The organism is Mycobacterium sp. E2989 (assembly GCF_001667595.1).
Taxonomy (GTDB): Bacteria; Actinomycetota; Actinomycetes; order Mycobacteriales; family Mycobacteriaceae; genus Mycobacterium.
Genome location: NZ_LZJX01000017.1, coordinates 42,595 through 61,227 on the forward strand (window position 1 = coordinate 42,595; position 18,633 = coordinate 61,227).

General features: G+C 67.8%; 18 protein-coding genes. 7 read left to right on the forward strand and 11 right to left on the reverse strand.

Annotation, left to right across the window (positions count from 1 at the left end):
* Window positions 1-7: 7 nt before the first annotated feature.
* Genes A5680_RS03685 through A5680_RS03715 form a run of 7 tightly spaced genes read right to left on the reverse strand, consistent with a single transcriptional unit; the run spans window position 8 to window position 7,527 of the window.
* Window positions 8-1,126 carry a thiolase family protein gene (locus tag A5680_RS03685; RefSeq protein ID WP_067816286.1) on the reverse strand — a complete coding sequence of 373 codons (1,119 nt, stop codon included), beginning with the start codon at window positions 1,124-1,126 and terminating at the stop codon, window positions 8-10.
* Window positions 1,123-1,353, reverse strand: coding sequence for a hypothetical protein (locus A5680_RS03690; RefSeq protein WP_067816288.1), 231 nt, complete (start codon window positions 1,351-1,353; stop codon window positions 1,123-1,125). The genes A5680_RS03685 and A5680_RS03690 overlap by 4 nt, the downstream gene beginning before the upstream one ends.
* The gene (locus A5680_RS03695) at window positions 1,343-3,526 is read right to left on the reverse strand and encodes a CoA transferase (RefSeq protein ID WP_231977557.1); all 2,184 of its coding nucleotides are present in this window, start codon (window positions 3,524-3,526) and stop codon (window positions 1,343-1,345) included. The genes A5680_RS03690 and A5680_RS03695 overlap by 11 nt, the downstream gene beginning before the upstream one ends.
* A complete protein-coding gene (locus A5680_RS03700) occupies window positions 3,475-4,560 on the reverse strand; it encodes an acyl-CoA dehydrogenase family protein (RefSeq protein WP_067816294.1) in 1,086 nt (361 codons plus the stop codon). Before A5680_RS03700 ends, A5680_RS03695 begins: the two co-directional genes overlap by 52 nt.
* Entirely contained in the window at window positions 4,550-5,746 is a 1,197-nt protein-coding gene (locus tag A5680_RS03705) for an acyl-CoA dehydrogenase family protein (protein ID WP_067816296.1), read from the reverse strand. The genes A5680_RS03700 and A5680_RS03705 overlap by 11 nt, the downstream gene beginning before the upstream one ends.
* Complete coding sequence (locus tag A5680_RS03710; RefSeq protein WP_055405579.1) at window positions 5,743-7,053, reverse strand: amidohydrolase family protein; 1,311 nt, start codon at window positions 7,051-7,053, stop codon at window positions 5,743-5,745. Before A5680_RS03710 ends, A5680_RS03705 begins: the two co-directional genes overlap by 4 nt.
* Before the next feature lie 42 nt (window positions 7,054-7,095).
* Window positions 7,096-7,527, reverse strand: a complete 432-nt coding sequence (locus A5680_RS03715; RefSeq protein WP_055405578.1) for an SRPBCC family protein — start codon at window positions 7,525-7,527, stop codon at window positions 7,096-7,098.
* A 75-nt stretch (window positions 7,528-7,602) separates the two neighbouring features.
* On the opposite strand from A5680_RS03715, the gene A5680_RS03720 reads away from it, so the two are divergent.
* The 3 genes from A5680_RS03720 to A5680_RS03730 all read left to right on the forward strand — a co-directional run bounded on the left by A5680_RS03720 (window position 7,603) and on the right by A5680_RS03730 (window position 10,894).
* The gene (locus tag A5680_RS03720; RefSeq protein WP_055405710.1) at window positions 7,603-8,499 is read left to right on the forward strand and encodes an enoyl-CoA hydratase/isomerase family protein; all 897 of its coding nucleotides are present in this window, start codon (window positions 7,603-7,605) and stop codon (window positions 8,497-8,499) included.
* Between the two features lie 77 nt (window positions 8,500-8,576).
* Window positions 8,577-9,488, forward strand: coding sequence for an SDR family NAD(P)-dependent oxidoreductase (locus A5680_RS03725; RefSeq protein WP_231977558.1), 912 nt, complete (start codon window positions 8,577-8,579; stop codon window positions 9,486-9,488).
* A gap of 20 nt (window positions 9,489-9,508) precedes the next feature.
* Window positions 9,509-10,894 carry an aromatic ring-hydroxylating dioxygenase subunit alpha gene (locus A5680_RS03730; RefSeq protein WP_067816298.1) on the forward strand — a complete coding sequence of 462 codons (1,386 nt, stop codon included), beginning with the start codon at window positions 9,509-9,511 and terminating at the stop codon, window positions 10,892-10,894.
* A 53-nt stretch (window positions 10,895-10,947) separates the two neighbouring features.
* Here the strand turns inward: A5680_RS03730 and A5680_RS03735 are convergent, their stop codons facing one another.
* The 3 genes from A5680_RS03735 to A5680_RS03740 all read right to left on the reverse strand — a co-directional run bounded on the left by A5680_RS03735 (window position 10,948) and on the right by A5680_RS03740 (window position 12,926).
* Complete coding sequence (locus A5680_RS03735) at window positions 10,948-11,181, reverse strand: hypothetical protein (protein ID WP_067816301.1); 234 nt, start codon at window positions 11,179-11,181, stop codon at window positions 10,948-10,950.
* A 41-nt stretch (window positions 11,182-11,222) separates the two neighbouring features.
* The gene (locus A5680_RS25590; RefSeq protein ID WP_156349630.1) at window positions 11,223-11,363 is read right to left on the reverse strand and encodes a hypothetical protein; all 141 of its coding nucleotides are present in this window, start codon (window positions 11,361-11,363) and stop codon (window positions 11,223-11,225) included.
* An 84-nt stretch (window positions 11,364-11,447) separates the two neighbouring features.
* Window positions 11,448-12,926 carry a DUF4185 domain-containing protein gene (locus A5680_RS03740; RefSeq protein WP_055404156.1) on the reverse strand — a complete coding sequence of 493 codons (1,479 nt, stop codon included), beginning with the start codon at window positions 12,924-12,926 and terminating at the stop codon, window positions 11,448-11,450.
* Window positions 12,927-13,340: 414 nt separating this feature from the next.
* On the opposite strand from A5680_RS03740, the gene A5680_RS03745 reads away from it, so the two are divergent.
* The 4 genes from A5680_RS03745 (at window position 13,341) to A5680_RS03760 (ending at window position 18,168) form a co-directional block, all read left to right on the forward strand.
* Window positions 13,341-14,726: an MFS transporter gene (locus A5680_RS03745; protein ID WP_067816304.1), complete on the forward strand. Its 1,386-nt coding sequence runs from the start codon at window positions 13,341-13,343 to the stop codon at window positions 14,724-14,726.
* 220 nt (window positions 14,727-14,946) lie between these two features.
* Window positions 14,947-16,173 (forward strand): acetyl-CoA acetyltransferase, encoded by a 1,227-nt coding sequence (locus tag A5680_RS03750; RefSeq protein WP_067816307.1) that lies wholly within the window; start codon window positions 14,947-14,949, stop codon window positions 16,171-16,173.
* Between the two features lies 1 nt (window position 16,174).
* Window positions 16,175-17,689 (forward strand): carotenoid oxygenase family protein, encoded by a 1,515-nt coding sequence (locus A5680_RS03755; RefSeq protein WP_067816310.1) that lies wholly within the window; start codon window positions 16,175-16,177, stop codon window positions 17,687-17,689.
* Window positions 17,689-18,168, forward strand: coding sequence for a VOC family protein (locus A5680_RS03760; protein ID WP_055404152.1), 480 nt, complete (start codon window positions 17,689-17,691; stop codon window positions 18,166-18,168). The genes A5680_RS03755 and A5680_RS03760 overlap by 1 nt, the downstream gene beginning before the upstream one ends.
* On the opposite strand, the gene A5680_RS03765 is transcribed toward A5680_RS03760, so the two are convergent.
* Window positions 18,165-18,593, reverse strand: a complete 429-nt coding sequence (locus tag A5680_RS03765) for a hypothetical protein (RefSeq protein ID WP_067816313.1) — start codon at window positions 18,591-18,593, stop codon at window positions 18,165-18,167. The two genes, A5680_RS03760 and A5680_RS03765, sit on opposite strands and share 4 nt — an antisense overlap.
* Window positions 18,594-18,633: the final 40 nt, after the last annotated feature.

Here is an 18,633-nt window from a genome sequence, read left to right on the forward strand (position 1 = left end):
GGCCGAATCATCGACCCAGCACGGCCACCACGCAGGACCCACCGCCGCCCATCGCCTGGGCGAGTCCGACCCGGGGATCGGCGACCTGTCGCGAATTCGCCTCTCCGCGAAGCTGACTCACCACCTCGGCGACTTGGGCCAGTCCCGTCGCACCGAACGCATGCCCGCGGGCAAGGCAGCCGCCGTCGGTGTTGGTCGGCAGCCTGCCTTTGGATCCCAATCCGCCCGACAGGACGAGTTCGGCGGCGTCCTTGACATCGACGAGGCCGAGCGCGATCAGCGCGGTGACCTCTTCGCTGGCGCACATGTCATGTAGGGAGACCACTCCGACGTCGTGCGGCCCCGCCTGCGCCGCGTCGAACGCGCGCCGAGCGGTCAGCGCGATTTGCGAAGGCGGACCGACGCACGGACCGGCCAGTGGCCAGCCCGGGTCGCGGGGCCAACTCGTCTGCTCGATCGCGTTGATCCCCACGGACCGGGGCCGCTGCCCGGCGGTTACGACGATCGCCGCGCCGCCGTCGACCGACGCGTGACACATCATCTTGGTGAGCGGCTCGGCCACCATCCGGGCCGACATCACCTGCTCGACGGTCACCTCGTGGTCGTTGCGCCGCGCCGCCAGCGGATTGAGACGAGCCTGGTTGTACGACTTTGCCGCGACGGCTCCGAAAATTTCGGGCCCGCAACCTGTCTCATACAGCCACCGATTCGCCTCGATGGCGTAGTGGATCTGCGGCGGAAAGGAATCCCAGAAGTCGACCGCCGCCGGCACCACGCCGCCGGGTTCCAGCGCCGTGGTCTTCTCGTAGCCGATGGCCAATGCGGTGGCGCAGCGACCGGAGGCAACCGCCCACACGGCGTGCCGCAGGGCGACCATGCCTCCCGCCGAGGCGCTCTCGATGGCGGTCACTGGAATACCGCTGCGGCCCAGGCGAAGTGCCACCTTGAGGCCGGTCTGGGGCGGCGCCATCGAGGAGGACGTGAACACCTCGCCCACAGCGTCATAGCCGATACCCGCATCGGCGAGGGCGGCCTCCGCGGCCGCCACGCCGAGCGCTGCCAGCGCGGTATCGGCGTGTTTACCGAACGGTATGACGCCGATACCGGCGACGTGCGTACCTGTCATTCTGATTGCGCCTCGAAGAGGGTGATGCGGTTGTCCTCCAACGTCTTTTCGACGACCCGGCCGACGGTGCCCGGCGCCGGACGCGGCCCGGACACCAACACTTGTAGCCGCCCGTCAGAGGTGTCGACCCAGGCGACGCTGTAACCGTCCTGACCGTACCCGGGGATCGGTGACTTTCCCGGAACGAAGGTCGAAGCCCACACGGTCGCGCGGCGATCATCCGACATTCGTCATACCTCCTTCGTGCGCGTTCGCGTTGCCCAGGGCGGGCGGCGGCTTGAGCGGGATGGGGCCGTGACCGACGAATCGCCATGGCAGACCAACTAGGCGGGCGGTTCCGATGTCCGGGTCGGGGTGCGCGATCTCGGGGAAGAATCCGCGAACCGCCAGATGCGGGTCGGCAACCAGGTCCTCCGCCCGCTGCACCGCTGCGGCGCGCACCCCCGACCCGCTCAGGCGCGCGGCCACCTTGTCGGCCGACGCGGCAGCAACCATGTCCGCGAGCTTCTCGGCCACCGTGGGATGCCGCGAATCATCGGATACCGCAGTGATTTCTGCGAGCCGTTTCCACTCATCGGGTTTGGCGATTTCAACGGCGACCCAACGGCCGTCGGCGGCGCGGTAGACGCCGCGATGCGCCGCATCGCCGATGTCTGAGCTACCGGAAGCGGAGGCCGCCGTGACGAACTCGGCCACGGTCGACGCGACGACCTCCGCCATGGAGAGATCGATGACGGCGCCGGTGTCACGCGCGGGCCCGACCGCCCACGCGGCGATCACCGCCGCCGCCACCACCGAGGACAGCGGGTCCGCGATCACCGTGCCCAGCCGCGCCGGTGACCCGTCCGCGCCCGTGGTCAGCCCCGCTAGCCCCCCGTAAGCCTGAACGTTGTTGGCGTAGACGCGATATCCGGCCATGGGCCCGTCGGATCCGAAGCCGGAGACCCGAACGGCGAGTCTCCCCGAACCGGCCACGGCGGTGGGCTCCACATTGAGCCTGGCGAGTCGCGCGCTGCCGACGTTTTCGATGAGGACATCAACGTCCGACAGCGCCGCGGCGACGTCGTTCACCGCGCGAGCCGGATCGATCAACAGGCTTTGCTTGGAATGGTTGGCGACGGCGAAATACGCACCCCGTTCGACGCCGGGCCGCCCCGCGGCGAAGGGGCCGGTACGCCGATAAATGTCAAGGCGCTCGGGATCTTCGAGCCGCAAGACCCGTGCTCCCATGGCGCCGAGCAGCGCCCCGATGATCGGCCCGGCCAGGACGTGAGTCAGCTCGGCGACCCGTAAATCGCTCAGACGACCGGTACGGCGGCGATCCGCCACTCCCCCGCCGTAGGTGAGCCACGGCGGTTCGAGCAGGCACAGGGCGACCCCGCCAAGATGTGCCGCGGACACCGCGTCGCGAAACACGAACTGCGGCGAGGTCACAATTTCTTGAGGCGTGTTCACCGGTGTGGACGGCACGCCGTTGGCCTGAAGCAGGGCCGCACAGCCTTCTTTGTCGTGCGTCGCGGCCCACGCCGCCACGTGTCGGTTGATCAGATCGGCGTGATCGATGCGCGACTGTCGTTCGTCGAGTCCCGTGGCCCAGGCCGGATGGCCCAGCGCCGCAAGCAGACCCCGCCACTGGTGGTTCTCGACCGCCGTGATGCGGACCATTCCGTCGCGACAGGGGAACAGTCCCGACGGCGCGAGATAACGGCCGCTGCCCGCCCGCCCGGGACACCCGTACAGCACGTGGGCGCATTCCGGCAACGCAGCGGTGAACGCGACCGCCTCCTGCACCGACACGTCGACCAGCACCGAACCGTGGCTGTCGTTGCGCCGATCGAGGCCATGCAATGCCGCGAGCGCGGTTACGGCTCCCGCCGCCTTCAGCGCGACAAAACCGGGCGCCGGGACCGGTGCTCCGTCCGACCCCTCGATCGTGGCGAGCATGCCGCCGGCGGCCTGCGCGACGAGCTCGCCGCCGGGCTGCGACGAGCGCGGCCCGTCAATGCCGAACGGATTGACCGTCACGACAACCGCGTTCTCGGCGGCGGGTGGTGCGACGGCGGCGCCGTGGTCGACGATCACGATGTCGTGTTCGTCGATGAATGCCGAGAGGTTTGTCGGTGGGTCGACGATGCGCTTGCCGCGATCGAGGGTGAGGTCCACCGCCGCGACCGGTCCGGCCGGGGTATCGATCACGGGCCCGGCCCGGTGAGGCGGGCAGGCACCAACCACCTTCGTCGTTTCCGCGCCGAGGCCGGCCAGCAGCGCCGTGGCGGCCGAACCGGCGATTCCGTCACCGAGTTGAAGCACCCGCACACCCGATAGGAAAGGCGTGTCGCCCTCTGGATTCACGTCACACTCTCCCGGTCTCGGTCGCCCGGGTGACGCGCCGTCAGCCACCGCGTGGCCACCTCTCGGTGGTAGGCGCGGGTGCCCAGGTTCGCCGCCGCGCTCGCCGCGCGGCGGAGGTAAATGTGCGCGTCGTGCTCCCAGGTGTAGGCGATGCCGCCGAATACCTGGGTGGCGCCCTCCGGCACGGCACGCAGCGCGTCGATGCCCCAGAAGGCGGCGAGGGAGCCCAGTGCGGGGGCCTCGGGATGCCCATGTTGGCACGCGTCGGCGGCTCGATTGACGAGCGCCCGCCCGATCTCGATCGCGCACCGCTGATCGACCAGGCGGTGCTTGATCGCCTGGAATGCGCCGATCGGGCGGCCGAACGCGACGCGCAGCTTCGCGTACTCGGTTGCCCCCTCATTGGCGGCCGCCGCAATGCCAACCAACTCGGCCACCCGGCCGATCAGGCCGCGCAGCGCGGCTTCACCGTGGCGGCGGGCCGCACCCGGCCCAGTCTCGAGGATCTGAATCGGCGCATCGCTCAGCGTGATTCGTGCGCCGGGATTGTGATCCAGGGGCGTCACCGGCTCGCGCACCACGCCCGCCTCCGCCGGGTCGACAACCCCGAGCACGGCGGACTCTCCGTCGCCCGCGCAGACCAACAACTTGGTTGCGACCGCACCGAACGGCACGAGCGGCCACACTCCGGAGACGCCCGCCGCGGTGCGCTCACCGCGCTCGGGTAGCAGCAGACCGATCCCGTCGGCGCAGCGGTTCTCGCACCATCCCGCGGCCGCCGCCATCGCAAGCGGGACAGGGGCCGACGCCGCGCCGGCGGCCTCGGCCAGCACGCACAGATCACGGAGCCCGCCCCCTCCGCCCTCGGCGGCCTGGCTAACCAAGACGTCGGCCCACCCGGCCTCGACGATCGTCTGCCACAGCTTCGGGTCGAACACCGGGCCGGGGCCATCAAGCAGACTCCGAAAAGAGCTGGCAGACCACATCTTTCGGAGGGCGCCATCGGCCGACGCCCGCAACTGCTCGAGTTCGGCCGCGCTGCGTGCGAGTTCGCTCAGCGCCGACGGGCCATCAGGGGTCACGCGGCAACCCCAACAGCTTCTCGGCGATCACGTTGCGCTGAATTTCCGATGTGCCCGCGCCGAATGTTGCGGCCCGCATCAGCAGGTAGCTCTGTGCGACGTTGCCATTCTTCGTCGCCCCTACCGAGCCGCGCTCCAGGGTTCCGGCGCCTCCGGCGATTTCCAGCCCGAAATCGGCCATCGCCTGGTCGACCTCCGAGGTCATCAGCTTGGCCACCGACGCCTCGGGTCCGGGATTGACACCCCGGATGCCGGCGGCCGTTGCCTGCGCCGCAATTTGACGCAACGCCTCTACTCGCGCGGCGAACCCCACGATCCGATCGGCCACGTAGCCGTCGCCGCCCCGGCCCTCGTGTCCCAGCGCCCCCTGCTCCTGCGCCATCCGGACGAGAATCGCTAGCCGCCGTTCGATGCGGTGGGTGCGGCTCTGGCCCACCCGCTCGTAGCCCAGCGTGGATTTGGCCACCTGCCAACCGCCATGCAGTGGCCCGAGCACATTCGCGAGCGGCACCCGCACCGAATCGAAGAACACCTCGTTGAACTCCGCCTGCCCGGTGATCTGGCGGATCGGGCGCACCTCGATGCCGCTCGTGTCAAGGGGCACAAGGATGTAACTGATCCCTCGATGCTTGTCCGCTGCCGGATCGGTGCGCGCCAGGATGTAGATCCAGTCGGCGTACTGGGCCTTGGACGTCCAGATCTTCTGGCCGTTGATGACCAACTCGTCGTCGCAGAGTTCGGCCCTGGTCTTCAGAGCGGCGAGATCACTACCCGCGTCGGGCTCGCTGAAGCCCTGGCACCAGACTTCCTCGCCCGAAAGGATTTTGGGCAGGTAGCGTTGGCGTTGCTCGTCGGTACCCCACTGAATGATGGTGGGGCCGAGCTGATTGACGGCGCTGCGGTTGATGGGCTCCGGGGCGTGCGCGGCGGCCATCTCGGCGTTGAAGACGAGCTGCTGCACGGGGGTGGCGGCGCGACCGCCGAACTGCACGGGCCAGGAGATCGCGGCGAGGCCGGCGTCGTGAAGCCGGCTCTGCCACAGCCGCATTCGGTGCAGCCGGTCGGCCTCGGCGCGGCCGGAGCCCCGGACGTCGTCCGTCAGTGCCGACGCCACGAAGGCGCGGACCTCGTCCCGGAACCGCCGATCGGCCAAGGTGAGGACGACCCCGTAATCCGGTTCGGTCACGCCCCACCGCGAAGGATCGACGCCATCCGTACCTTCATGTCGCCGTAGGTGATTGCCGTGGCGCCGGCTTTCGGTGCGCGTCCGGCATCGACTTTCGGCGCCGAGAGATCAAGGCCGGCGATCCTTCCCCGCAGCGCCGCGACGGTGCAGTTTTCCCTGCCGCGTCGCTCGACGCCGGTGTAGCCGAAGGCGCGAGCCGCATTACGCCAGGTGATCGCCTCGACCTCGTCGGGCGTGCAGCCCTCCAGCTGGGCGGCGAGCTGCTCGGGGGCATCCGGCCAGCTGCTGTCCGAATGCGGGTAATCCATCTCCCAGCAGATGGTCTCCACCCCGATGCGCTCCCGCATCTCGATGCCGACCCGGTCGCGGATGAAGCACGACATGAAGTTGCGACGGTAGACGTCCGTCGGGGTCAGCCCGGCGCCGAGGTCGTCGCCGGTCCACGCCCGTTGGCGCGAGTAGATGTCCTCGAAGCGCTCCAACAGGAATGGGATCCAGCCGATGCCGCCTTCGGACAGCGAGAACTTGATGGACGGAAACTTGGTTAGCACCGGAGAGAACAACAGATCGGCGGTGAACCGCTGGGTGTCCAGGGGGATCATCGCGTTGTACGCGAGGTAGGTGGTCAGGTCGGACGGCACCGGCATCCCGCCGCCCGTCCCGATGTGGATGTTCACCACGGTGTTTTCCTCGCACAGCGCCTCCCACAGTGGGTCCCAGTGCGGATCCTGCCAGGGGGGCTGCCCGTAATTGCCGATGTGCTGAGGCGCCGTCACCGCTCGACAGCCGCGCCCAGCCAACCGGCGCACCTCGCCGGCGGCCAGGGCGGGGTCCCATAGGGGCAGGATTCCCATCGGGATGAACCGGTCGGGATGCCGCCCGCACCAGTCCTCGATGTGCCAGTCGTTGTAGGCGCGCACCATCGCCTCGGACACGTCGCGGTCGCCGCGGTACGTGAACAGCGCGCCCGAGATGGTGGGGAACGACGGGAAACACAGTGACGCAAGGACACCCGACGCGTCCATGTCGTTGACCCGCGCGTCCACGTCGTAGCACCCGGCCCGCATGTCACTGAACCGTGACGGCTCGAATCCCCATTCGTCGTTGGGCCGACCCGCGACCGCGTTGAGCCCGATGTTCGGCAGCTGCAAACCGTCGTACACCCAGAAACACACGCCGTCGGCGTCCTCGACGATGCGCGGGGCGTCCTCGGCGAAGCGACTGGGCACCCGGCCGACGAACATGTCCGGCGGTTCCACGGTGTGGTCGTCGACGCTGATCAGTACCAGATCGAGAGGATCAATCACTTGAAGAATCCTAAACTATTATACATTTTCTGTCTAAGTGTTCTATCGGGGTTCGCGGGATAACGCGAAGTCCTGAACCCAGCCCGCCATCAAGCCGTACACCGACTCCATGGCGTCGCGCGCGGCGGCATCGTCACCGGTGGGCTCGTAGTCGATGTCCCAGACCACGATTGATTCCCCGGCGGCATCCGCGCTCCCGGTTACGGTGTTCACCGCCACGAAGCGGCTGACCGGCATTGGATTGTTGGTGATCTCATACGACAGCGCGCGCTCGTCGGGCTTGATCCAGATGAGGGTCTCGATGACCGGCTTCTCGGTGCTCGCGGCGATGAACCGCCGCATGCCGGGCCCTTCGCCCTCGACCCTGACATCGCTGGGCCCAGGGATCCAGTCGACGTTGCCGAAGTCGGCGAGAACGGCCCAAACCGTGTCCGGTGGCGCGGCGAGCCGCTTGGTGACCGTGAATGTTGGCATTCGCTGACGGTATCACCAGATGTGACAGTTGATCGACTAGTGTATTTATGTACCGTCGATCGCGAAGGAGGGCGTATGGGCACCGACGCCACCGCTCAGGGCGAATTCGAGGTCGATGAGGACTGGGTCCGCTATGAGGTTGTTGAACCCCACATCGCGCAGATCACCATCAACCGGCCCGACCGGCGCAACGCCATCCTGTCGCCCGGAATGCATCGCCTCTTCAAGGACCGACTCGACCGCGCGGAAGACGACGATCAGGTCAAGGTCGTCCTGCTGTTGGCCGAGGGTAAGGACTTCTGTAGCGGCGACGACGTGCGCCGGCTCCCGGTGGAAGAGGCGGGACTGCGCAAGGGCGAGCGACTGCCGCAGACCGCTCGCCTGGGCAACGCCCGGCGCCTGCACCGGCACTTGACCAACTGGCTGGAGTTTCCGAAGACGGTGATCGCCGGCTGCCAGGGTGCCACGCTGGGCGCCGGGATGAATCTGGCCCTGGCCGCCGACATTCTGCTCGTCTCCGACGACATGTACCTCGCCCGCCCCCAGGCCCGGATCGGGTTCGCGGGCTTCTCCACCGCCATGCCCCTCGCGCTGCTCAAGCTCGGACCCAACCGCGGCTACGAGGCGATGATCACCGGCCGCAAGGTCACCGCAACCGAACTACGCGAGTGGGGGGTCGCCGCGTCGGTGGTACCCGCCGAGCGGCTCCGCGACGAAGCGTTGCGGTATGCCCGCGCCATCGCCCACCACTCGGCCGACGGCCTGATGGTGGGAAAGCACGCTCTGATCGCGTTCTGGCACGCCGTCGGCATGGCGCAGTTCGGGGACTGGGTCCCGATGGGCCACACGGTGTTCAGCAACCTCGTGTGGCGCGACGACGAGTTCAACTTCATGAAGGAACGCAGTACCCGCGGCGGCCGGGAGGCGATGGCCGAGTTGGAACGCCGCTATGCCGAGTGGGGGTTCGAGTAGCCCTGACTAAACAGCTATACAGATATTGTATGGATGTTCTGTATGCTCGTCTTTGACGCGAGGCCACGAGGAGTTGGATGACGATGGGTGTGTTGGACGGACGGACCGCGTTGGTGACGGGGGCCGGGCGGGGAATCGGCGCCGCGGTGGCCGAGGGCTTGGCGGCCGAGGGCGCGACGGTCCTGGTGTCCGATGCGGGCGTCGGCGTCGACGGGACCGGACACGACTCCAGTCCGGCCGAAAGCGTCGCGGCGGCGATTACGAGCCGTGGCGGCAAGGCTTTCGCCGATACCACCGACATCACCGACTTCGCTGCGTGCGCGGATCTCATCGGCCGCGCCGCCGAGACGCTCGGGGGCTTGGACGTCGTGGTGAACGCGGCGGGCATCCTGCGGGACGGCATGGTCTTCAAAATGAGCGAGCAGGACTGGGACGCGGTGGTGTCCGTGCACCTAAAGGGAACGTTCAACGTCACGCGTCACGCGGCCGCCTGGTGGCGGGAGAACCGGGGCGGCCAGTACCGGCTGATCACCTTCACATCCATGTCGGGCTTGCAGGGCGCGCCGAGCCAGCCGAACTACGCCGCGGCCAAGATGGGCATCGTCGGCCTGACCTTCTCGTGCGCCAACGCGCTGCGCAACTACGGAGTGCGCTGCAACGCGATCGCACCGATCGCGGGCACTCGGATGACGCAGGGCATCAAGGGCGGCGGAAGCATGGATTACTCGGACTCGAACGTTCGCCTTTCGCCCAAGAATTGCGTCCCGCCGGTCGTGTATCTGGCCAGCGAGCAGTCCGACTGGCTCAATCGGCGGGTGATCTTCGCCGGCAACGGCCGGATCAGCCTGATGTCCAACCCGGTCGTCGAACGCGAAATCGTCTCGGCGTCGGGAACCTGGGATATCCCCACCGCCTTCGCCGAGATCGAAACGTCGTTCAAGGAAGCCATGCTATATCCGAACATCTTTGACAAGCCACCGTCCAGCTGAGCCGACCGAAGAGCCTGACAATGACCGAGCTTGCCACCGAACGCGTGCCCCAAAAGTTCGCCTGCGGTGAGACTTTCGTGCCCAAGAGCCGGTACATCGACCCGGAATTCCTGAACCTCGAGCTCGAGCGATTGTTCACCCAGGTATGGCAGCCCGCGTGTCGCGAAGAAGAAGTCCCGGACGCCGGCTGCTTCTACGAGTACACGATTGGGCGGCAGTCCATCGTGGTGGTGCGTCAAAAAGACGGCAGCGTCAAGGCATTCCACAACACTTGTGCTCACCGCGGCATGAAAGTCGTCCGCGGCAGCGGACGTTCGGCCGATAAAGAGTTGCGCTGTGAATTTCACGGCTGGCGCTACGAGTTGGATGGTCGGTCTTCCTTCGTGCCGTGTCGCGACGAATTCGCACCGCGCCCCCGCCAGCAGTGGGGCCTGCGTCCCGTCGCCGTGGGGACGTGGGGCGGCTGGGTGTTCGTGAGCATGGCTGAGGACCCGCCGGATCTGCTCGAGTGGCTGGATCCGCTGCCGACCGCGCTGGCGCCATTTCGGTTGCAGGACATGCGTTACCGCTGGCGCAAGCGCACGTTCCTGCCGGCGAACTACAAGACCGTTATCGACGCCTTTATCGAGGGCTACCACACGCCCGGCACCCATCCGCAGACGCTGCGATCGGCCGAAGGGCCGCGGCCGTCCGCGAAGCCCGCATCACCCCAGGAATACGTCTACGCTCCCTACACCCCGACCATCACCTATAAGAACCACTCGCGGTTCGTATACACGCAGCGTCCCGAGCATGCCGGCCGCGACAAGGGTCGCCAGGAGCAGGCGGCGCGACCAGAGGTGTTCGCGAATTCGATGAAATACCAATACCTCGAGGTCGGGTCGCTGGTCACCGAGCGTGACTACCGGGCCGCGCAAAAGCTGGCCGCGATGGAGCCCGGCGACATCCCACCCTTTGTTCTGTACCACCAGATGTGCGAGGAACTCGCCCGCGCCGAAGGCGTTGACTTCCCGCGGATGTCGATGGAGCAATACTTCGCGGGGAACGGCGACTGGCATGTGTTTCCCACCATGGTCATCCTGGTCGAGAAGTCCTGCCTGCTGGGATACCGCATGTTGCCCGACGCCGAAGACCCGAATCGGTGCACGTTCGAGATGTTCTCGCTGGAGCATTTCGCGCCCGGCGAGGTGCCCGAGACGCAATGGCAGGTCATCGAGCGGTGGCAGGACCACGACGGCTGGGGCGAGCTGCCCTCACAGGACCTGAGGAACATCGGCGCCATCCACGCGGGCATGCACTCGGCCGGGTTCGAGGGACTCTGGCTCAACACCGCCCAGGAGATGTCCATTCGCAACGAGCATGCGATCGCCGACAGGTTTATTTTCGGTGCCGACGGTGACAAGTAGACGGTGCCGGCAGCTGAAGATGGTGTCGCAAGTTCACATCCTCCCGGCGGCACTCAGGGCCTGATCCCGTAACCCTCACCGTCGTCGGCCAGATAAGTCACCTCGTACCAACGTCGCGGTGGCTGCGCGCCGGCGTCGTACTCCTCGGTCGGGGTCGCCCGCTCCAGCCGGACGTCCGTCAACTGCGGATTGTTCGCGCGGACATAGTCTTCCAGCTCAGCGAGCAACGCGTCGCCCGTCAGGGTCGTATCCGCGAGCGCCCTACCTTCGCGCTTCGCCCAACTCACGCGTTACATCTTGCCCCGAGGGGCGGTCGCGACGCGATTGGCTAGGTGGCAATCCGCCCGTCGAGCACGATGCCCAAGCGGACGGCGCCGTCCCTGCGGTGCACACCCTCGATGCGCACCTCGATGTCCGGCCGCCGCGGCTTGCCGGCGGTCGAGGCGGCCGGGTTCTGGAAGGTGATCATCCTCGATCTCCTCTCTCACTGCGCCCCCGCTTCATCAAGGGTGCGCTTGGTTTACCCACTATTCGGGGTGCGACACGGTCACGATTAGGGCAAGACGGTGTGCATCAGCATCACGTCGTACGCCGACCACAACGACAGGTTGAAGTACAGGTCTCGACCCGACGACCAGGGGTGAATCATCGGCGCGTAGATGCCGCCGGGCATCGAGAACGACGACACGAGTGGCTGCTCGGGGCTCCACGGTCCCTCCGGCGTCGGCGCGGTCCGCGCCACCACGTCATTGCTGCCGCCGTTGGTGTAGAGCACCAGGTACTGCTTCAGATAGTTGTTGTACTGGGCCGACATCTCGCCCACCGGACCCGGGAAGATCGGCGTCGCCGCCCCGGGGTTGTTGGGCACCCAATGGCCGCCGTTGTCACCGTTCCAGTACTGGTACTTGGTCAGGTCGGGCAGCTGCCCCGGGGGCACGCGCGACAGGAACGCCGCGCCGCCGCGCCCGGACGGGGTGCCGAACTGATACAGGTAACCGTCGTTGCCCTTCATGAAGGCGCCCATCTGGAAGTTCTCGTTGCCGGGGGTGTACCCGGCTCCCGGGATGGCGTCCGGGGAGGCCGTACGGATCGAGGTGGGGAAGATCCCCCAGTTCTGGCCGTTGTCGTTGGACCTGGCGATCGCCGAGTAGTTCGTGCTCCATTCGCCGTCACGGCCCCACTGCCGGATGGACATGTAGCTCATGTACTGCGTCCGGCCGATCGAGATGCCGGCGGTCGGGATGATCCCCGTCTCGTGCGCCGCCTTGTGGATGGTGTTGACCACCTGCTTGGACAGGCTCGTCGCCCACACCGGCGAACCGGAGTAGCGGTCGTTGGGGATGCCGTCGGCGATGTGGATCCCGTGCGACAGGTCATGGTCCGAGCTGCGGAACAGGGTGTTGTAGCGCCACTGCTGGCCCTTGACCTTGCAATAGCCGAAGGTGTCGCCGAAGGCCATCAGGACCTGGCGATTCGCGGGATCGCCGTTGTCCCAAGCGATCCCGAGGTCGGTACCCGAGATGCTGAAGCGTTGCAGGGTCTTGTTCGGGCCGTCGGGGCCGGTCACCCAGTCGACGAGCGACGTCGGCGCCCCCGCGATGGAGGGCGGCGGCGCCGGCGCCGGTTGCGGCGGCGGGACCGGGGCGGCGTTGGGCTGCAGCTGACCGGCGTTCGGCGGCTGCGGCAGACCGGGGGCGGGCGGGTTCGGTCCGGGTGGCAGGACCTCGGCCTGCGGCCGCATCGGGGCGACCTGGCGACCGGGAGTCGTCGGTTTGAGGAACTGGGAGATCAGCGGGCCCAGCCTGGGCAGGGGCGCCTGGTCATTGGTGTGGGACGGCCTGCGGCCGGTCGGCGGCTGGACCACCGGTTGCGGTGCGGGCACCGCGGGCTGCGCGGCCGGTGGGTCGATGTTGGCTTCCGGGGCGCCGCAGGGGGTGGCGTTCGCCGACGGCGCCGGGCCGACCACGTAGACGAGCCCGACCGCGGCCGCCGACGCCATCGAGAGCGACACACTTCGAAGAATCGCCGACATGTAACACCTTTCGAGCGGCGGGACACCGCATTGACGTCCGCAGTTGGCTCATGTGACGATAGTGATCAGCGCGGCTGTTGTGACTAGTGATGCGACGATAGGTACGTTTCCGTGACCGTGTCGCAACGAGGCCGATCCCGCCGTCGGCTGGTTTGCTCCAGTCTTGTTTGCGCAGACAGCCCCCACCGAGCCGGTTTCCTGCGCCGGTCCCCCGCGTTATCGCTGCAAGGCGGGCGCCGAGCCGGTTTCCCGCGCCGGTCCCCCGCGTTATCGCTGCAAGGCGGGCGCCGCAACGAAGGCCCGAAGCCCGTCGGGACCCCGTGCGGTCAGCACCGGGGCCGAGTACGCTCCCGTCGTTGGCCGGGTTCGGCAAACGCCGACGTAGGCCTCGCGGCCCGCCAAGGAGGGCGACCGATGCGTGATGCCGTGCAGGACAAGCCGTTCGGAGGCCAGGCGTATCTTCGCCGGGTGGTCGCCGCGTCCATGGCCGGCACGGTCGTGGAATGGTACGAATTCTTCCTCTACGGGACCGCGGCCACCCTGGTCTTCAGCAAGGTGTTCTTCCCGCGCGGCGGCAACGAACTCGACGCGATCCTGGCCGCGTTCGTGACCTATGCGGTCGGCTTCGCCGCCCGTCCGCTCGGTGGCATCGTCTTCGGCCAGCTCGGTGACCGCCTCGGGCGCAAGAAGCTGCTGCAGCTCAGCCTGCTGCTGGTCGGCGTCGCCACCTTCGCCATGGGCTGCCTGCCCACCTACGCCCAGATCGGCTACTGGGCCCCCACGCTGCTGGTGGTGCTGCGCTTCGTCCAGGGCTTCGCCGTCGGCGGCGAATGGGGCGGGGCCGTCCTCCTGGTCGCCGAGCACAGCCCCAGGGCCAGCCGCGGCTTCTGGGCGAGCTGGCCGCAGGCCGGCGTGCCGGGCGGCAACATGCTGGCGACCGTGGTGCTGCTGGTGCTCACCTCGACGCTGCCCGACGCGGAGTTCCTGAGCTGGGGTTGGCGCGTCGGCTTCTGGCTTTCCGCGGTCGTCGTTCTGATCGGTTATTACATCCGCACCAAAGTGACGGACGCACCGATCTTCTACGAGGCGCAAGAACAACCCCAAGCCCTCGGTGCCAACCGGTTCGGCGTTGTCGAGGTGGTGAAGCGTTACCCACGCGGCGTTTTCACCGCCATGGGCATGCGGCTGGGCGAAAACACCATGTACTACCTGGTGGTCACCTTCTCCATCACCTATCTCAAGGTGCACGTGCACGCCGACACCAAGGCCATCCTGTGGTGGCTGCTGGCCGCGCACGCAGTGCACTTCGTGGTCATTCCGCTCGCCGGCAGCCTCAGCGACCGATTCGGCAGGCGCCCAATCTATTTCATCGGCGCCCTCGCAGCTTGCAGCTGGGGTTTCTTCGCCTTCCCGATGATGGACAGCGGGCACCACGCGATCATCCTGTCCGCGATCGTAATTGGACTCGTGTTTCATGGGCTCATGTACGCGGTCCAGCCGGCGGCGATGGCCGAGATGTTCCCGACCCGGATGCGGTATTCGGGGGTATCGCTGGGCTACCAGGTGACATCGATAGTGGCGGGCTCGCTGGCGCCGATCATCGCGGTTCGCCTGCTCGAGACCTACAGATCCGCGGTGCCCATCGCCTGGTATCTGGCGGTGACCGCGGCGGTCAGCGCGCTGGCCGTCCTGGCCGCGGCCGAGACGAAGGGCGTCGACCTAGCGGCGATCGACCTCGCCGACGCCGGCCACCGGAAGGCGGGCCCGGAGCCCACCGAACTCGTGGAGGGGGCCGCCTGAACCCCGGCGCCGAACGAGGTTGTGTCCGCATGTTTGTGTACGGCCGTACGGGGCAATGTTCCATGAGAGGCGCACGCGTCGGCCGGCCTTCGCGTTCGCCTAGGTCCCGTCGGTTCAGCCCGAGAGCCGACGGGGCCGCCCTCTTTTTGGCGAACCCTTCCCCGCGACCGCTCGCGGATACGCCTGAACCACGGGGCGATCCAGGAGTACCGTGCGGCGTATGGATGGCTCGTCAGGCGTGTGGATCCTGGGCGGTTGGCAAACCGATTTCGCTCGCAACCTCACCAAGGAGGGCCGCGACTTCGCCGCCCTGACCGCCGAGGTCGTCGAGGGGATGCTCGCCTCGGCGAAGGTGAACGCCGCCGACATCGAGGTGGTGCACGTAGCGAACGCCTTCGGCGAGATGTTCGCGAGCCAGGGCCACCTCGGGGCGATGCCGGCCACGGTGTGCGCCGACCTCTGGGACACGCCGGCGTCCCGGCACGAGGCGGCGTGCGCGTCGGGCAGCGTCGCGACGCTGGCGGCGATGGCCGATCTGCGGTCGGGCGCCTATGGCACGGCACTGGTGGTGGGGATCGAACTCGAGAAGACCGTGCCCGGTGACACCGCCGCCCAACACCTGGGTGCCGCCGCGTGGACGGGACACGAGGGGGCCGGCGCGCGGTACCTGTGGCCGTCGATGTTCGCTGAGGTCGCCGACGAGTACGACCGGCGCTACGGCCTGGACGACGCGCACCTGCGGGCCATCGCGCAGCTGAACTTCGCCAACGCGCGGCGCAACCCCAACGCCCAGACCCGCGCATGGACCGTCCCCGACCGCATCACCGACGACGACGCAACGAACCCCGTCACCGAGGGCCGGCTGCGACGCTACGACTGCAGCCAAATGACCGACGGGGCAGCGGGATTGGTCTTGGTCGGCGATGCCTACCTGCGCGACCATCCCGACGCGCGACCCATCGGCCGCATCGACGGCTGGGGGCACCGCACGGTAGGGCTGGGACTGCGACAGAAACTGGACCGGGCAGCGGACGACCCGTACGTCCTTCCGCATGTGCGGGCGGCGGCGCACGACGCGTTGCGGCGCGCGCGGCTGACCCTCGAGGACCTCGACGGGTACGAGGTGCACGACTGCTTCACCCCCAGCGAGTACCTGGCCATCGACCACATCGGGCTGACCGGCCCCGGCGAGTCCTGGAAGGCCATCGAAAACGGTGAGATCGAGATCGGCGGCCGGCTTCCCATCAACCCCAGCGGCGGACTGATCGGCGGCGGCCACCCGGTCGGGGCCTCGGGCGTGCGCATGCTGCTCGATGCGGCCAAGCAGGTCAGCGGCGCGGCCGGCGACTATCAGGTGGAGGGGGCCAACACGTTCGGCACCCTCAATTTCGGCGGCAGCACCGCCACGACCGTGAGCTTTGTTGTCAGCGCGGCGGAGGGGGCCTGACATGGACGTCGAGATCGTCGGCAAGTTCCTGTCCACGCTGCCCGAGGACGACGACCACCCGTACCGGACCGGGCCCTGGCGCCCGCAGACCACCGAGTGGGACGCCGACGACCTCACCGCCGTGCAGGGCGAACTCCCGCGCGACCTGGACGGCATCTATCTGCGCAACACCGAGAACCCGCTGCACCCGGCGCTGAAGACCTATCACCCTTTCGACGGCGACGCCATGCTGCACATGGTCGGCTTCCGCGACGGAAAAGCCTTCTACCGCAACCGTTTTGTCCGCACGGACGGGTTTCTGGCGGAGAACGAGGCCGGCGAACCGCTGTGGCCGGGGCTGGCCGAGCCGGTGCAACTGGCCAAGCGTGACGAGGGTTGGGGCGCCCGCACCTTGATGAAGGACGCGTCGAGCACCGACGTCATCGTGCACCGCGGCGTCGCGCTGACCAGCTTCTACCAATGCGGCGACCTGTATCGCGTCAACCCATACTCCGGCGAGAACCTGGGCAAGGAGAGCTGGAACGGGCGCTTCCCGACCGATTGGGGGGTGTCCGCGCACCCGAAGGTCGACGGCAAAACCGGCGAATTGCTGTTCTTCAACTACAGCAAGCGGGACCCGTACATGCGCTACGGCGTCGTCGACCAGAACAACGAGCTGGTCCACTACGTCGACATCCCGCTGCCCGGGCCCCGCCTACCGCACGACATGGCGTTCACCGAAAACTACGTGATTCTCAACGACTTTCCGCTGTTCTGGGACCCCAGGCTGCTCGAGCAGGACGTGCACGCGCCGCGCTTCTACCCCGACATCCCGTCCCGTTTCGCGATCCTGCCTCGCCGCGGCGGCACCGCCGACATCCGTTGGTTCGAGGCGGACCCGACGTTCGTGCTGCACTTCGTCAACGCCTACGAGGAGGGCGACGAGATTGTGCTCGACGGTTTCTTCGAGGACGATCCCTCCCCCGCCGACACCGGTGGATCGAAGTGGGACAGGCTGTTTCGCTTCCTCGCGTTGGACCGCCTGCAGTCGCGGCTGCACCGGTGGCGTTTCAACCTCGCCACCGGTGCCGTGCGCGAAGAGCGGTTGTCGGAGTCGATCACCGAATTCGGCACCATCAACCCCGATTACGCCGCCGACGACTACCGCTACGCCTATGCCGCCACCGGCAAGCCGGGCTGGTTCCTGTTCGACGGGTTGGTCAAACACGACCTGCGCACCGGAAGCCAGCAGGCGTTCTCTTTCGGCGACGGGGTCTACGGAAGTGAAACGGCGGTGGCGCCACGCGTCGGCGCCACCGGCGAGGACGACGGTTATCTGGTCACCCTCACCACCGACATGAACGCCGACGCCTCCTACTGCGTGATCTTCGACGCGGCCCGGCTCGAAGACGGGCCGGTGTGCAAACTCCAACTGCCGGAACGCATTTCCAGCGGAACCCATTCGACGTGGGCGCCCGGCGCGCAGCTGCGGCGCTGGGATACCGCGGAGTCGGCGGCGAGCGCGGTGGGGCTGTGATGGACGAGCACCGGCGCCACCGCACGCACTGGCCGGCGCAGCTGGCCTCGATCGGCGGCATCCGTTTCGCGCGCCGGTCGGCCAACTTCAAAGAGACCGTGCGCTTCTACCGTGAGCTCGTTGGGCTGCCGCTGTTCGAGACGTTCGGCGAAAGCTACGGCAGCAACGGCGCGATCTTCGGCCTGCCCAGCTGGAACCTGACGCTGGAGATCGTGGAGTCCACCGAACCCGTCGCGGTGGACCATCACGAACAGCTGTGCCTGTACTTCCCCGACCGGCAGGCGCAGCAGGCGGCGATCGCGCGGCTGCAGGAGGCCGGCCTGGAACCCACCGAGCAGCACCCGTATTGGGAGGCGACGGGCGCGGTCACCTACCGCGACCCCGACGGCCGCGAAATCGTGTTCGCTCCCTTCGTGTTCGGCGTCAACGAGCCAAGCGACAGCGCGGCCTCGGGCACGCACGAGTTCCCGTCGAACTAGCGCCCGGACCGACCCGACACCAGGGCCGCGACGACCGCCGCGATCGAGCACACCACCGCCCCGGCCTCCGCCACCGCGCCCACGTAAAAGCCATACTGCGCCGAGACCGGCGGATTGACGTTGAGCTTGTAGTACCACGCCGTGAGCGCGACAATCAACAGCGAAATCAGAAGTGCGCCAACCGAAGCGAGTCGCACCGACAGGCCACGGCCGACCATCGCCCCGGTCACCAGCAGCGCCGAGGACAGCAAGACGATCAGCTGGCCGGCGCCGAACCCGCGGGGAAGTTCGAGGTTGCCGTGCGCGCCCCCGATGGCGTTGGCCCAACCCCCGCCGTTGACCGCCGTCGTCAACCAGGGCAGCCACGCGCTGGCCGAGATCACCACCGCGAACAGCGCCACCAGCCAACCCGGGCGCAGAGTCATGTAAGCGAGATTAGCCGACCGGGGAGCGGCGATCGCGGCG